Annotated in this window: 12 protein-coding genes; all 12 read right to left on the minus strand. The window is 42.7% G+C overall.

Going from position 1 to position 15,527, the window contains the following annotated elements:
* Window positions 1-144: 144 nt before the first annotated feature.
* Window positions 145-2,094, minus strand: a complete 1,950-nt coding sequence (locus KI210_RS08050) for a M13 family metallopeptidase (protein ID WP_212781369.1) — start codon at window positions 2,092-2,094, stop codon at window positions 145-147.
* A gap of 76 nt (window positions 2,095-2,170) precedes the next feature.
* Window positions 2,171-3,385, minus strand: a complete 1,215-nt coding sequence (locus KI210_RS08055; protein WP_212781370.1) for an MDR family MFS transporter — start codon at window positions 3,383-3,385, stop codon at window positions 2,171-2,173.
* 110 nt (window positions 3,386-3,495) lie between these two features.
* Window positions 3,496-4,212, minus strand: a complete 717-nt coding sequence (nrdG, locus tag KI210_RS08060) for an anaerobic ribonucleoside-triphosphate reductase activating protein (RefSeq protein ID WP_212781371.1) — start codon at window positions 4,210-4,212, stop codon at window positions 3,496-3,498.
* Window positions 4,202-6,403: an anaerobic ribonucleoside-triphosphate reductase gene (gene nrdD / locus KI210_RS08065; RefSeq protein WP_212781372.1), complete on the minus strand. Its 2,202-nt coding sequence runs from the start codon at window positions 6,401-6,403 to the stop codon at window positions 4,202-4,204. Before nrdD ends, nrdG begins: the two co-directional genes overlap by 11 nt.
* 238 nt (window positions 6,404-6,641) lie before the next feature.
* Window positions 6,642-7,940 carry a carboxylate--amine ligase gene (locus KI210_RS08070; RefSeq protein ID WP_212781373.1) on the minus strand — a complete coding sequence of 433 codons (1,299 nt, stop codon included), beginning with the start codon at window positions 7,938-7,940 and terminating at the stop codon, window positions 6,642-6,644.
* A 20-nt stretch (window positions 7,941-7,960) separates the two neighbouring features.
* Window positions 7,961-9,910 (minus strand): asparagine synthase (glutamine-hydrolyzing), encoded by a 1,950-nt coding sequence (gene asnB, locus KI210_RS08075; protein WP_212781374.1) that lies wholly within the window; start codon window positions 9,908-9,910, stop codon window positions 7,961-7,963.
* An 82-nt stretch (window positions 9,911-9,992) separates the two neighbouring features.
* Window positions 9,993-11,399, minus strand: a complete 1,407-nt coding sequence (locus tag KI210_RS08080) for a metallophosphoesterase family protein (protein WP_212781375.1) — start codon at window positions 11,397-11,399, stop codon at window positions 9,993-9,995.
* A gap of 49 nt (window positions 11,400-11,448) precedes the next feature.
* Entirely contained in the window at window positions 11,449-11,934 is a 486-nt protein-coding gene (locus tag KI210_RS08085; protein ID WP_212781376.1) for a hypothetical protein, read from the minus strand.
* 84 nt (window positions 11,935-12,018) lie between these two features.
* Entirely contained in the window at window positions 12,019-12,825 is an 807-nt protein-coding gene (gene phnE / locus KI210_RS08090) for a phosphonate ABC transporter, permease protein PhnE (protein ID WP_212781377.1), read from the minus strand.
* A complete protein-coding gene (phnE, locus tag KI210_RS08095; protein ID WP_212781378.1) occupies window positions 12,825-13,634 on the minus strand; it encodes a phosphonate ABC transporter, permease protein PhnE in 810 nt (269 codons plus the stop codon). Before phnE (KI210_RS08095) ends, phnE (KI210_RS08090) begins: the two co-directional genes overlap by 1 nt.
* The gene (gene phnC, locus KI210_RS08100) at window positions 13,627-14,409 is read right to left on the minus strand and encodes a phosphonate ABC transporter ATP-binding protein (RefSeq protein ID WP_212781379.1); all 783 of its coding nucleotides are present in this window, start codon (window positions 14,407-14,409) and stop codon (window positions 13,627-13,629) included. The genes phnE (KI210_RS08095) and phnC overlap by 8 nt, the downstream gene beginning before the upstream one ends.
* Before the next feature lie 28 nt (window positions 14,410-14,437).
* A complete protein-coding gene (locus KI210_RS08105) occupies window positions 14,438-15,373 on the minus strand; it encodes a phosphate/phosphite/phosphonate ABC transporter substrate-binding protein (RefSeq protein WP_212781380.1) in 936 nt (311 codons plus the stop codon).
* Window positions 15,374-15,527: the final 154 nt, after the last annotated feature.

Here is a 15,527-nt window from a genome sequence, read left to right on the forward strand (position 1 = left end):
TGGTAACAGAAAAAGATCCATATAGTATCTAAACTAATACTATACGGATCTTCAATTCAAGCTCATATCAACCCTTATCAACAGGATTTGACAAAGAGCCTTAAAAAAGAGCTGATCATTATTGATCAGCTCTTTTTTTGCTAATTACCAAATATGAACCCGTTCTTCCGGCTTCAAGTACATGCCATCACCAGGTTTAACGTCAAATGCTTCATAGAAATCATCTTGACATTGGCTTTGGACATTTGCCCGTTCCGGACCAGGCGCATGGACGTCTACGGCTACTTGCGTCTTAATTGCTTCAGTTAATTGCTTGTTAGCCCAAACTCGCGCAAAGTTTTCAAACAATGGCTTCAAATCATCGCCTTCATTTTTAGCTGCTTGTACAGCCGCCGTCAAACCGCCTTGGTCGGCAATGTTTTCGGAAACAATTTGCTTACCATTCAGTTTTACCGGCCCGTATTGAATTCCATCAAAAAGGGCAATTTCAGCTTGGGTCCGCTTTTTGAATTCAGCATAGTCAGCATCTGTCCACCAGTTTACCATATTGCCGTATTCATCAAATTGCGCCCCGTTATTGTCAAAAGCATGCGAAACTTCGTGAGCAATAACCGTCCCAATTCCGCCAAAGTTTTCAGACCGACCTTGCTTTAAGTCATAGAATGGGGCTTGCAAAATTGCTGCTGGGAAGGTCAAATCGTTTCTTTGCGGGTCATAGCAAGCATTTACCAAGTTGCCTGGCATCAACCAAACTGTTCGGTCAACCGGCTTATGCAATTTTTCAATTTCATATTTAATATTTTCAACGGCAGCAGCCCGCAAATTGCTGTAAACCGAACCGCCTTGGTCAGCTGAAATGATCCGGTAACGATAATACAATTCTTCAATTTTGTCAGGATATCCGACTTTCAAAATTAAAGCTCGAAGCTTTACAATTGCTTTTTCCTTGGTAGCTTCCGACAACCATGAATTATGCGTAATCCGTTCTTCATAAACGGCCAGCATTTTATGAATCATGTCTAAAACATCGGCTTTAGCTTCTTTACCAAAGTATGTTTGGCCATAATAAACCCCTACCGGTTCACTAAAGAGGCTATTGGTTAAATGATATGCTTGCTTATCCGGGGCTGCCAATTCTGGTTGTCCCGTTAAAGCTTGATGATAAGGAAAGGCTGCTTCACGAAATTCTTGTGACAAGCTGGAAGCTGCCCCATTGATGAACTTAGCCAGCAGCCAGCCCTTTAATTCGGTAAAGTTAGCTGACGAAATAAGTTCGTTAACATGATCTAAGAAACGTGGATCAGTATTGATTACCCGTTCTGGCTTTTCAGCAAAAACGCCTTCGAAATAGCTTGCAATATCAAATTCAGTAAATTTGCCTGCGAACTCAGCCCAGCTAATTGGATTATACATTGCCGGATAGTCAGCCCACTCTTCAGTTGACTTAACCAAACCAGCAATCTTACGGTCAAAGGCAATTGCACCTTTGGCGTATTCAGCAGCTTCAGCTTCAGCAAGGCCAGCTAACTGCAGCAAGTGGGTTGTTTGCTTTTCGTAAATAGCCAAAAGCTGCTCAGCACCGTCTGCTTGGTAAGTGGTCGTATCTGGCAAAATCGTCCGTGGACCACTAAAGTACACGAGGTTCTGCTTAGTATTTTTCATATCAGCATCTACTGATACATCGAAAGGAATAGTGAAGGCATTCAAAGCCAATTTGGCAGCTTTAGCATTAAAGTCAGCCCAGCTCTCAATCCCCAACAGTTCCTTCAAGTCTTCTTGCAGGGGCTTAGCGCCCTGTTCGTTACGTTGTTTAAAGTCGCGGGCAAGTCGGTAAAAAGCTACTGCCTTGTCCAAGGTAGGCACATCACTAATGGCTTTTTGACCATCTGCAAAAGCCGCAAAATCTGCCATCAAGGCTTTTTCTACATTCAAATCAATCCCGTCAAAAGAACTAATCCGCGACCGGTCTGAAGGAATTTCTGCTTGCTTAATCCAAGCCGAATTTACCGCCAAATACAAATTGTCTTGTGGTCGGACATTATCTTGAGCTTCAATGATATTGCCGCTTCCACCACGTACATTAAGATGTGTCATAAGCAAATCCCCTTTTCTAGCTAATTAAAGTTTAATCAAGTTAATAATATCATTATAGCAGAACTAAACCAACTAATTAGCTAAACCATTCCAACTTATCGCGCAAAGAACGATAAAGCGGAATTAACATCATGGGCATCAAAAAGATAGCTGCGGCCGCAAAAGCAAAAAGCGGGATATAGCCGAAAGTATCAATTATGCCCCCACCAACTTCGGCCCCAAAGGCCCGGCCGGTGGCACTGGCTACCAAACTCATCCCTTGATAGTTCCCCTTGCTGCTGTTCGGCGTTAATTCATTTACCAAGGCTGGAATAGCCGGAAAAGCCGTCGACTCGCCCAGCGTGAGGATAACCATCGATAAGGCGAAATGCAGATAATCTTTTGCAAAAGCCAAGGTTACAAAAGAAATGGCAAACATCGTTAGCCCAAATAAAATCTGCAAATATAGGGTTTTGAAAATTTGAAAACGGGCCAAAATTGCCTGAACGATAACGATAATGCTGGCATTGAGCGTCCACAAAGTACTGTACATATGGAAAGGAATCCCTAAGGAAACCATGTAAACTGATAGGTTTGACTCCCAGTTCATGTACATCAGCCAAGTAACTGCCAGGGAAGCAAATAAACCAATGGTTAAGCGCAAATTGTACTTCGGCATCGGCACCGCTTTAATCTTTTTGCCAGTTTTGCCTTTGGCCAAGCGTTCTTGATGGTATTTGATAATTGGGCGGAAAGTAATTGCTGCTGTGATGAAAGCAATCAAATACAAAAACGCCGCAATTAAAAATAGCAGCTTAACGGAAAAGGCGTATAAATACCCCACAATCAAAGTCCCGATCACCACGCCTAAATTTTGTGAAAAGTAAAGAATATTGAAGACGTAGCGACTAGGATAGCGTTTTAAACTCGTTGCAATGGAATTAATGATAGTTCCTGTCCATCCACCTAAAAAGCCAGTTAAGGTCAGCCAAATCCAATATTCCGGCCAACCATGGAAAAAGGCCAACAAAAATAAAACCACCGTATTGCTGCCAAAGCCAAACAATACCAATGGATATGGATTAAAGCGATCATACAGTTTGCCGGCGATCAATGAGGCAACCAAGTTGCCGGCACAGTTGGTAAACAATACCCAGCCTATAATCGTAAGGCTTATGTGCAGTTGCTTGTTTAAGTAAACCGAAGTTAGCGGCCAGATAAAACTCGAACCAATCCAGGCTGCTAATTCGCCAAAGATCAGTCCTGGCAGCTTAATTTCATCAGCTGGAACCCGGCTGAATTTAGGCTTCATAAATACTCCTCCCTTTTTTTATCAACTATTTATAATTTTTGGTCATAAAACCTATTCTATCATACCTTTTGCCAAAAAAATAAAGCGCTTAAAGCGCTTCATTTTTTCTCTTATCGTACTAATTTGTCCCAAATGACTGGCTTACCAGCTGCCAGCGACTTAGGCACATCAATAATTCGTTGATTGCTTGAACCGCGGAATTGAAGAGTCAAGTCCTTTTCAGCTTCCAAAAACCGACCATCAACTAGGATATCAATCTTTTTCAGCATTTCGACTTTATCTGGAGTTTCCTGCAGCAATTCGTCCCAAGTATAGCCTGACCACGACCAAATATCTTTTTTGTGACCAAATTCTTTTCTAACGCGGTTAATTAGCTTCAAGCAGACCCAAGTATTTAAGAAGGGCTCGCCGCCTAACAGCGTTAAACCTTGGACATAATCTTGACTCAAATCAGCAATAATCTGATCTTCTAATTCTTGCGTATAAGGCTTGCCGTAATTAAAGTTCTGAGCTGCTAGATTATAGCATCCCGGACAGTCAAACAAGCAGCCTGAAACATACAAAGAACATCTTACGCCTTCGCCATCAACGAAATTAAAAGGCTTGTAGTCAGCAATTTTATGCAGGCTATAATCTTCTGATTTCCATTCGCCTGGTTTGGGATTTTTGGGCATGCGCACCGTTTGACTTTTGGCCTTGGGCTTTTTTGCAACCTTAGGCTTATATTCGTTGGGGTTTACAAAAATCGATTCACCGCCAACATTGATTTTGATCAAATTTCCCCGAACATCAGGACCTTCTTGGTTATTTTCGTCTCTACTCGGCATTCTTCAGCTGTTCCTCTTCTGCTTCCTGCTCAACTAACCCAGTACTCATGTGCTTTACCCGGTGGGCAATTTCTTCATGCCGTCCGTGAACCATTGGCCGACGCAATGGGTTGCCTAAGTAACCACAAGTCCGCTTGACACAATCACAGGTCTTAGGATCGTGATTGCCGCAAACTGGGCATTGGAAGCCCTTGGCCGTAGCCTTAAATTCGCCGGCAAAACCACACTTGTAACACTTGTCGATTGGCGTGTTGGTGCCTAAATAACCTACCTTATCGTAAGCAAAGTCCCAAACAGCTTCCAAGGCAGCTGGGTTTTGCTTCAGGTTCGGGTATTCACAGTAGTGAATGAAACCACCAGCAGCATAGTATGGGTAGTCTTTTTCAAAATTAATCTTTTCAAATGGCGTTGGGTGCTTGCGTACATCATAGTGGAATGAGTTGGTGTAGTATTCCTTGTCAGTGATGTCCTTAACCTTGCCAAACTTTTCAGTATCAAGCCGGCAGAACCGGTCAGTCAAGCTTTCGCTAGGAGTTGAATACAAGCTGTAGTGGTAGTGGTTAGGGTCTTCTTTTTCCCACTTAGCACATAAGTCATGCATCCGACGGACGATTTCTACCGTAAAGTCATGAGCTTCTTGATTATGTTCCCAGTTCGGACCGTAAAAGACGGTTGCTACTTCGTACAGGCCGATGTAGCCGAGCGAAATCGTGCAGCGTCCGTTCTTGAAGAGTTCGTTGATATCGCCATCTTCTGTCAAGCGCTTGCCAAAGGCACCATATTGGTACAAAATTGGCGCATTCTTAGGGCTGGCTTGCAATACCCGCTTAGCCTTAAATTGTAAAGCTTCATGGCAGGTCAGCATTAAGTCATCAAAGATGTCCCAGAAGCGTTGCTTGTCACCACGTGATTCCATCGCAACCCGTGGCAAGTTAGCCGTAACGACGCCCAAGTTCATCCGACCAGAGTTGACTTCCTTGCCATTTTCATCCTTCCAGCCTTGCAAGAATGACCGGCAGCCCATTGGACACTTAAATGAACCTGTGATCTTCTTGATCATGTCGTAGCTCAACACATCTGGATACATCCGCTTAGTGGAGCATTCAACTGCTAATTGCTTAATGTCATAGTTTGGATCGCCTGGGTGCAGGTTCAAGCCCTTCTTAAGCGTAAACAACAACTTAGGGAAAATCGCAGTCCGGTGTTCCTTACCCAAACCATTAATTCTGATTTTCAGGATGTCTTTTTGAATCTCGCGTTCAATCCAGTTGGTGCCTAAGCCAAAGCCCAATGAAGTAAATGGCGTTTGCCCTTGAGTTGAGAACATGGTGTTGATCTCATATTCCAAACTCTGCATTGCGTCGTAGATATCCTTCTTGGTCCGCTTCTTGGCAAAAGCTTCTAACTTGTCAGGATCAGCAATAAATTCCTTGGCTTCTTCCAAGTGCTTTTCATAGTTCTTAGCGGCGTAAGGAGCTAAAACTTCGTCTGCTCGGTCAAATGAACAGCCACCATATTGACTAGAAGCAACGTTGGCAATAATTTGAGCTACTTGACTAGTAGCTACGCCGATTGAGTTGGGACTTTCCATCCAAGCATTCCCAATCTTAAAACCATTAGCCAACATTTCCTTGAAGTCGATCAAGCAGCAATTAGTCATTGGTGACAAAGGCGTGTAATCAAGGTCGTGCCAGTGAATGTCACCACGCAAGTGAGCCTTAGCCACATGTTGCGGCATCATCGTTAAACCAACCGTCTTCCCAACCGTGCCGGCAGTTAAATCCCGCTTGGTGCTAAAGACGTCGGAATCTTTATTAGCATTTTCATTGACAATTGAAGGATCGCCTTGAATCATCCGCTTAAGGCGCAGCTTGGTGTCGGTTTCCTTGCGCCAAGCAATTTCATCGTTGCGCCGATGATCAATATAGCTATCGGCTTCCCGCTCATAGCCCATTTCGGATAAAGCTGACTTGAAAGCATCAGCTACTTCATTTGCAGAAACTTCATGCTTAGGCAATTTACCAACGATGCGCGCGATAATCACATCCTCAGCATCCCCAAGATCTAGTGCCTCCAAAATCAAGCGCAACTTAAAGGTTCTAAATGGGTGCTTGGCCCCATCGCGCTTAACAAATGTCGTAGGAATTACTAAAGTATTCGTCTTTTTTACTGATGCTTCCGGCTTTAACATGGTCCAATCTTCCTTTCTTGTTTATGGCTAGATTGTACCACGAATACAACATCTTGTATTCTATGCAAAATCGGTTATACATCTTGTAGATAGGCACAAGATGCGATCGTACCGCTAATCAAGCACTCGTTTATAATTCAAAAAGTTTTTTTGTTATTTTTTTGGAACAAAAAAAGTCCAATTTTCAAGTAGAAATTGGACTTTTTTATAATTTTTCTCAAGCAGTCAACTACTAGATCTAGTGATCTTGACTCCGCGCTTGCATCTTCTTGCTTTCTTCTTCGAAATACTGCCCCTTATTTACTTGGTAGTAGGTCTTGTAACGCTTGTAGTAGTTGTGGAACATATATTTCATCAATAACCAGCGTTTAAAGCCCTTGTCGCGGTCGTAAAAGACAGTCGTGCCGTATCGGCCTTCCTTCAACAACTCCTTAGCTGCGCGTTTAGTTTCGTTGTCATAAGCATATTCGTTAAAAATCTTTGTTGGCACGCCCAACCACAGCTTATGACCAGTCTTTAACTTGTTGCCATAAACTGTTTCTTGATCCTTAAGAGAATCATTGACATAATCTTCCACATACCATTTTGCAAGATTATAGCCGTTTAAAGTGACATAAAAACTAGACCGACCTTGCCGCAGGTTGATTTCAAAGAACTTGTATTGTCCATCCCGGACATCATACTTGATATCAAAGTTGGCCATTCCTACATAGTTAAGCTTTTCCAAGAAGTTTTGCACGGTATAGTACAGCTCTTGGTTATATTCGGGCATAATTGCCATGTAGTTGCCAATTGACTGTGGCGTTGGGTCTTCCAAAAGCGGGTGACCTAAGCACATCATCTTTACTTGATGATTCTTGTCCACGTAAGCATTTAATACCCGCATGTTGGAGTCATCGCCTGGAATAAAGTCTTGCAAAATCAAATCTTCGGTATAACCGTGGGTATAAATCTTGCCCACAATATCTGCTAATTCAGCTTCATCGTGGATCGTGAAGGCCTTTTTGCGTCCTTCAAATTGACACTTCAACCAAGCAACTGGATCTTCTGGTTTCAATTCCACTGGGTAAGGGAAAGGCAGGCTTAAATAATTCTCAGCTTGATAGTCGGCCATCGTAACAATCTTGGTTTTAGGATATGGCAAACCATATTGCTCAGCAATTTCGTAAAAGCCTTCTTTGGAGATCAATTTTTCCAGCAAGTCATAATCAATGTATGGCACAACAAAGACTTCTGACAATTCGTCCTTATGCTTGGCTAGCAGTTCAGCATACCCGTCACCACACGCAATTAAGATTACTGGTTCTTGGTGAGAACGATATACTTCCATTTTCTGCTTCATGACGTTCATGAATTCTGGATCGCTGCTGAAGCCTGGGTGGGTTTCAACTTCGACAATCTTAGAATAGCGCGTTGCAGCTAATTGCACATCTGCCAGTGCTTTAACCTTAATCCCGTATTCTTCATTGAACGAACGAGCCATACCGTACACGTTAATGTCACTGCCGAGCAAAATCGGCGTAAAGTTTGCTGTCATTGTTAAAAAATTACTCCTAACTAAACCAACTTGCCCTGTTCAATCAAGTCAGCTACTTCTGGTTGTACACGTTCATACTTCTTCAAAGTACCTTCGAAGTCGATAAAGTATAACTTGTACCAAACCAAGAAGGTGTAAATAGTCCAAATCTGTCTCCGATGACTGCCGTCGCCCTGATAATTTTCATCCAACAGTCTAATGATCTTTTCTTGATCAAAAATATCATTTACAAAGTTTTCACTAAACAATTCCCGAACTTGCTTGTAAAAACGTGGTTCTTGCAACCATTGTTTGATTGGGGTTGGGAAGCCTAATTTTGGCCGCTTAGCCCATTCATCTGGTAAAACGCGCTCTGAAGCTTTACGCAAAGCATATTTGGTATCATGTTCATTTACCAAGTATTTGGTTGGAATTGAGTCGGCCAACTCCGCAATCTTGCGGTCCAAGTATGGTACTCGCAATTCCAAAGAGTGCGCCATTGAAATCTTATCGGCCTTTTGTTCGATGTCATTTAACATGAAGTGGTGCAAATCAATGTATTGCATCTGCTTAACGTTATCAGCATCCTTAACTTTGGCAAAATCGGCCTGGTAATTACCATTTACCGTCAAATCATTCCGATATTTTGGCTGCAAAACCCCGTTAGCATCTTTGGCAGTGAAAATGGTCGGATAATCCATGTCATAAATAACTGACTGACCAACATAGAAATCAGCTGGATTGGCTAAATTCGTGTACATATGAACCCGGCCTGGGAAATTAGGCATCTTTTTCAGCTTGCGCGCTAATTTCACTTGCTTAGCCTTGCTCATTTTCTTCAGCCGTGCAGTTATTTTCTTAATGGTGTTATTGTGCGTATGCATCCCGTAGTTGACATAGCCGGCAAAAAGCTCATCAGCCCCTTCACCTGAAAGGACCACCGTAACGTGCTTTCTCGCTAACTTGCAAAGGTACCAGAGAGGAATAATCGACGGGTTAGCGTCTGGTTCATCCATGTGGTATTGCATTTCCGGGAAGTCTTTCATGGCTTCATCGGCCTGAACCTTGCCACTGAAGAACTTCCAACCCTTGAGGTCAGCTAGGGCTTTAGCTTTAGATGCTTCATCATAAGTATTGTCATCAAAGCCAATTGAAAAGACGTTGTCTGGGTTTAAGATACTGGTAATGTAGCTAGAGTCAATCCCTTCTGACAGAAAGGCCCCTACAGGAACGTCAGCCACCCGATACAAGTCAACCGTTTCCTTCAAATCATCATCAATCTTCTTGATCGTTTCTTCAAAAGTAAGGTTGTTTTCTTTGTATTCGGCATCCCAGTATTGATGCATCCGCATGTCGCCAGCTTTATATTCAAACCAGTGGCCTGCTGGGAAACGATATACGCCCTTAAAGAAAGTCTCTGAAAGGTCATTATATTGGTTCATCAAGTACGGTTTAACAGCTTCCGTATTTAATTCTTTCTTGAAATTAGGGAATTGCAAGAAACTCTTCAGCTCTGAATCTACTAACAGATGACCATTTTCATTTGAATAGTAAAGCGGCTTAATTCCAAAGAAATCACGCGCACCAAAAAGGGTCTGCTTGTCATCATCCCAAATTAGGAAGGCAAACATTCCCCGAACCTTCTTCAATAGGCCATCCATACCCCATTCTTCATAGCCGTGGAGCAGTACTTCCGTATCAGCCTTAGTAGTGAAGGTATGTCCCGCCTTAATTAAATCATCTCGTAATGGTTGAAAATTATAAATTTCACCGTTAAAGATAATTGCTTTGGAATTATCTTCATTGAAAATTGGCTGACTACCGCCCCGAAGGTCAATAATGGACAAGCGTCTAAAGCCTAGAGCAACCTTGTCATTAGTATAAATCCCATCTGAATTGGGACCACGGTGACGGATCATTTCCATCATCTTACCGATGGTCGCTTGTTTGTCGTTGATCTCCGGGTCATAAAAAGCGACTATTCCACACATAAATTATCATCCTTTAAGTTTCTATCTTCTTATTTATTAACTGTTCCATTATAAGGCTATCTAAAAGCAAGCACAAAATGTTTTACCTATTCTTAAGCAAATATACCCTTCTAGGAGCAGCCGCACCGTAACCGAAGGCCTGGATTCGGTTGCGCTCTAAGTCAACATTTACGATGTAAGCCGCTGCTTCATTTTCTTGGTCAATTTTTCGATCAAGCATCTTATTGAACTTAGTGGTAAGCGAGTGGTTGCGTCCCATTAAGGCAGAACAGTTGAAAAAGATATATTGAATGCCGTTAATTCGAAATTGATCTTCCCGGTGGCGGTGACCACAGAAGTAGGCAATAATTTGCGAGTTCTTAATTTGGGTAAAGTCAAAATCATTCGTCAGCCCAAATTCTGCGGGAACGCCTTGACTGGAGTGCATGCGGCCGCGTTCACGCTGATTATAAGCGACCAACAATTCATGCAGCGACCGACCATTATACTTCAAGGCGTTGCTGCCCTTGCGATTAATCGGATTGCCGTGACTCATAAAGATGATCTGTTTACCGGACGATTTAGACAAAATCTCAATTATCTCTTCGATCTGATCTTCTCTCACGCCCAAGGTAAGTTTAGTATCGTAAACTTTTTGATTGCGATTATTGAGCAGATATGGAATATCGCTGGTATTGACACTAATGATGCGCAAATCATCAAAGTCAAAGTAGCAAACCCCATGCTGGCGCGAAATGTAATGAATGCGGGCTTGACTATACATTTCTGGCCACATGATATTTTCAAATTCATGCTCTGGGAATGAAGGACTTAAATCATGGTGTTCATCAAACTTGTCATTTTCATCATGATTCCCCTTTACGATTACATAAGGTACTTTACTGCTCTTAAAGGCATCGCGTAACTTATGCAGCTCGCTTTCTCCCAACAAACCAGCATCTGAGCCATCGATCCAATCTCCCAAATGCGCCTTCAAATCAAGCACATCCAAGTCATCCAAGTAGGAAAATTCCCGCACATGCGTTAAGCCATTCCAACCATAAAAATCAATTGAATTTTTATCCTTAAAATGCGTGTCGGTGATAATGCCAATATTAATTGAATTTTTGCCATGCCGGGTGTGTTCCTTGACTCTTTGGGCAAATTGCTCAAAATCTTGCTCCACTTGGTAACGGCGACCGGTTTGTTTGTTTTTAAAAGCCCGAAAACGACCCAATTCCTTACTGAATTTGCGGACATATTCTGGTGCCAAGTTATCGGTACTTTCTGGGCTTAAGGCCTGACAAAGATTGTCTTTTTCATCTTTATAAACGGTCAGCACAAATGAGCGCCCATCTGGTGTACCGTCACTGCTATCAACATGATATTCGCCAACTGTCGTGTATTGCTGCATCGGGTCCGTCATGACATTCCCCTTAGGAATTTGCTTGCGACGTTGTGCCCCAACCATCTTATCAACAATGCCACGGGTGTACTTAAAAATTCCCATAATTTTACCTCAAAGTACAGAAAAAAGCCGGCCTTACAACCGACTTTACTTAAGCATTATGAACCAAAGCATAGCTAGCCAAACCGAGTGAGAGCACTGCATCTTTGGATAAAACACTCTTCAAATCAGTTGCATCAATTGCCTCAACTGCACCAATAACTTTGAGACTATAGCTAACTACATGGTAGTCAACTTCTTGACTGTAAACGCCATCTTCATACGGATCTTCATGATTGTATGTCAGATGAATTTCATTTTGGTCAACGTAACCATCAACATGGTTGGTCAAAATTCGATCATGCAAATCTACCAACTTGCTGCTCATATCAAGCAGGGTCAGCTTATGATCGCTTTCAGTTTCATAATATTGTTCTTGGGTCATCTCAAAGTAATCCTTGATCGGCCGGTTAAGCACGCCAAGATGATCAATTACCTTGTAAACTGCTTCGGCATCAAAAGCTTGTTCGCCATTTAAAAATTTATCTTGTGAGAGGGCTAAGTCATCAGCCAACATCATGGTATTTAACGTCTCCATGTCTTTCCTCCTGAAAAATTCATCTATCATTATAACAAAAAGACCAGGCTTTGTGGCCTGATCTTGCTTGTTTTTCTACTAATACTAAACCAACTTGGAACGAATCCAACCAGAAATCCAGTCAACAATCATGACTAAAATGATGATCCCTAACAAGATGATCCCTACTCGGCTCCACATCCGGTAGTTTAAGGCAGTCATCAGTGGGTAACCAATACCACCAGCCCCTACCAAACCTAATACTGAAGCCGAACGCAAAGATACGTCAAACCGGTAGAGCGTATTAGAAATCAATGATGGCATCAAATTAGGCATCGTAGCAAACATCATAACATGCCACTTTGAACCACCCGAAGCAATCACCGCTTCATTGGCACCTTCGTCCAAGTTTTCAATTGATTCTGAGAAAAGCTTTGCCAGCATCCCTACTGAGTGAACGCCCAAGGCCAAAACCCCGGCAGCAGCACCAGGACCAACCGCCTTGATGAACATTAAGGCCAAAACAATTTCAGGGAATGACCGAATAATGGCCAACACAATTTTGCCCAATCTCGAGGTGAACCAATGTTTATACTTGGTGCGAGCTGCCCAAAAAGCAAACGGCAGAGAAATGATTGCGGAAATAAAAGTCCCTAAAAAGGCAATGCAAATTGTTTCCCACAAGGCTGAAAGCAAGTCTTCACCGTCACCAGTGTAGACATAACTCCAGTCTGGGTGCAGCAGGCCGTTGAAAATTGAGCCCACGATTTGCTTAGCAGATGGCTTGATCCCGCCAAAATCCATGTCAGTAAAGGACCAGATAAGCAGGGCCAGGGAAATGATGACGATCAGCCAAGTTTTTATCCGTTTAGCCGTACTCTTAGGAGCAGGCGCTAATTGTTTATATTCCATTATTTCATTAACGCCTCCCGCGCCTTAGATGAGATGTAGTCAATCAAAACCACGACAATTACGATAATGATAATAATCGTACCGGTCCGTTCATATTGGAAGACATCCAAAGTTTGCTGCAGGTATAAACCAATACCACCAGCCCCAATATAACCAAGCACGGTTGAAGCCCGGACATTAATTTCAAATGCATACAAGGTATATGAAATGAAATAAGTCATAACTTGCGGCAAAACAGCGTCAGTGATGATCTGCCATTTATTCGCACCAACTGCCGTCAAGGCCTCAATTGGTCCATTATCAATGGTTTCAATTGCTTCGTAAAACAGCTTAACCACAACCCCAAAGGTAAAGACTGATAAAGCCAAAACCCCGGCAAAAGTCCCAGTTCCGACAATTGCCACAAAAATTGCCCCTAACAAAAGGTCAGGAATCGTTCTGATGATATTCATGATAAAGCGAAAAACACCAGTAACGACCTTATTCTTCACCACATTGCGGGCAATCAAGAGGGAATAGAAAAATGCTGCGAGCGACCCGAAAAAGGTCCCCAAAATAGCCATCTTGATTGTTTGCAGCACCAGCGGAATAACCGTCCCGGAATAGCTCCAATCCGGCTTAGCCATTTCCACAAAAATTTCCGTAAAGTTACTAAAATTTTGGAACAGCACCGGCAAACTGGTGTTGGTTTCTTGGGTTGAAACAAATAATCCGCCAATTAGGATAATTGCCCAAACCCAGTTCATCAGCTTAAATTTTTTCTTTGGTAAGCCTGGAACCACTGGGGCTTGCCCTGACTTATTAGTCATCAGCTGCCTCCTTGCCATTGCCGCCATTGTAGATATTAGTGAAGACTGATTCCGGCGTTTCGCTCATCTTGCCGTCATATACTACTTGACCGGCTCTAATCCCAATCACCCGTTGACCAAATTCCTTGGCCAGTTCAACTGAGTGCAAGTTAGCAATCACCGTCATGCCATACTTTTCATTCAGCATCTTCAAGTCATTCATAATCCGCTTGGAAGTTTCTGGGTCAAGGGAAGCGGTTGGTTCGTCAGCTAAAATAATCTTCGGATTTTGTTCCAAAACCCGGGCAATCGCAACTCGCTGTTGTTGTCCACCAGAAAGTTCATCTGCACGATTATAAACTTTTTCAGCCAAACCCACTTGTTGCAAAGCTTCATAAGCCTTTTGCTTGTCTTCCTTGCTGAACAAGTTGAAAGTTGTCTTCCAAGTTGGGTAATAAGCCACCCGTCCGACTAAAACATTGCGCAGAACGCTTGACCGCTTAACCAAGTTGAAACTTTGAAAAATCATCCCGATATCACGGCGAATTAAGCGTAATTCTTTGCCTTTGGCAGCGGTAATTGACTTGCCATCGATTAAAATTTCGCCTCCGCTGACATCTTGCAGCCGATTGATTGACCGCAGCAAAGTTGACTTGCCGGCACCAGATAGCCCTACGACCACCACAAACTCTCCTTTGTTGATGGTGAGGTTAATATCTTTTAAACCGACCGTCCCATCGGGATAAACCTTGCTTACGTTCTTACATTCAATCATCGGCGTATTTGCGTTTGCCATTATTTAAACTGACTCCTTAACCTAAATCCTAGTTCTTTGCTGAAGCTTCAGCGATCTTATCGTACTTACGAACGATGTTAAAGTCACTATCTTTGGCATAAGCATAGCCTTCGTGACTATATACGCTTTCAATAACTTTCTTACCAGCCTTAGATTTACCAACTGCGATAAAGGCCTTAGCTAACTTCTTCCGGAATTTTGGCGACATATCTGAACGAACAGAAATCGTGTCGTTTGGAATAGCCTTGGTGAAGTAGATTGGCACTACTTGCGACATAATCTTTGGGTTGTCGGCCTTAACCGTGTTACGCGCATCTTCAAAAACAAAGGCCGCATCAGTATCGCCATTCAACACATTTAAGACTGCTTGGTCGTGACCAGTAACAGTTACCAGCTTACAGTCCTTAACAACGTCCAAGCCCTTTTGCTTCAATTCAGCAACTGGGAAAATGTAGCCAGCTGAAGAAGTTGAGTTTTGAACGGAAATGCTCTTACCCTTCAAATCCTTCCAAGACTTGATCTTTGAACCCTTCTTAACCAAAATTTCTGACCGGTATGACTTAACCAGTTGGCTAGTTGCCTTGCCGCCAGGTTGCTTGACGCCGTACCGTTCAGCTTGTAAGAGCAAGTCAGCAGCCTTTTGCTTGTGGGCTAAAACATAACCATCAGGTGGCAGGAAACCAACATCAACCTTCTTAGACTTCATAGCTTCAACCACCGTGTTGTAGTTAGTTGACATGCTAATCTTAACTGGAATCCCTAAACGCTTGGAAAGCATCTTTTCAAGTGGCTTAGCCTTGCTTTCCAATTTGGTAGCTGCTTGGCTAGGAACAAATTGTACCGTCAAAGTCTTGGGCGTGTAGTTCTTAGCAGTACTGCTGCTCTTGCCATTTGAACAAGCAGCCAGGGTTAAGGCAGCAACAGCACCAACTGCTACTGCTAAGGCCTTTTTAAATTTTTTCATCTTGGTCCTCCTAGACACAAAATAATACAAAATACTAAATAATAGAAAAAATACACACATGGTCCTAGCCAGGCATTAAAAAAGACTCAATCAGCAGCCCACAAAAACTGCGAATGAGTCTTAAACTAAATTCTAACTAAAACACAAACAAGGA

The sequence above is a fragment of the Lactobacillus corticis genome (genome assembly GCF_018327645.1).
In the GTDB taxonomy this organism is placed as follows: domain Bacteria; phylum Bacillota; class Bacilli; order Lactobacillales; family Lactobacillaceae; genus Lactobacillus; species Lactobacillus corticis.

Bases quoted from the DNA above. Each gene is read 5' to 3' on its own strand.
- KI210_RS08050 (WP_212781369.1), bottom strand. From the start codon at position 2,094: ATGACACATCTTAATGTACGTGGTGGAAGCGGCAATATCATTGAAGCT.
- KI210_RS08055 (WP_212781370.1), bottom strand. From the start codon at position 3,385: ATGAAGCCTAAATTCAGCCGGGTTCCAGCTGATGAAATTAAGCTGCCA.
- nrdG (WP_212781371.1), bottom strand. From the start codon at position 4,212: ATGCCGAGTAGAGACGAAAATAACCAAGAAGGTCCTGATGTTCGGGGA.
- nrdD (WP_212781372.1), bottom strand. From the start codon at position 6,403: ATGTTAAAGCCGGAAGCATCAGTAAAAAAGACGAATACTTTAGTAATT.
- KI210_RS08070 (WP_212781373.1), bottom strand. From the start codon at position 7,940: ATGACAGCAAACTTTACGCCGATTTTGCTCGGCAGTGACATTAACGTG.
- asnB (WP_212781374.1), bottom strand. From the start codon at position 9,910: ATGTGTGGAATAGTCGCTTTTTATGACCCGGAGATCAACGACAAACAA.
- KI210_RS08080 (WP_212781375.1), bottom strand. From the start codon at position 11,399: ATGGGAATTTTTAAGTACACCCGTGGCATTGTTGATAAGATGGTTGGG.
- KI210_RS08085 (WP_212781376.1), bottom strand. From the start codon at position 11,934: ATGGAGACGTTAAATACCATGATGTTGGCTGATGACTTAGCCCTCTCA.
- phnE (WP_212781377.1), bottom strand. From the start codon at position 12,825: ATGGAATATAAACAATTAGCGCCTGCTCCTAAGAGTACGGCTAAACGG.
- phnE (WP_212781378.1), bottom strand. From the start codon at position 13,634: ATGACTAATAAGTCAGGGCAAGCCCCAGTGGTTCCAGGCTTACCAAAG.
- phnC (WP_212781379.1), bottom strand. From the start codon at position 14,409: ATGGCAAACGCAAATACGCCGATGATTGAATGTAAGAACGTAAGCAAG.
- KI210_RS08105 (WP_212781380.1), bottom strand. From the start codon at position 15,373: ATGAAAAAATTTAAAAAGGCCTTAGCAGTAGCAGTTGGTGCTGTTGCT.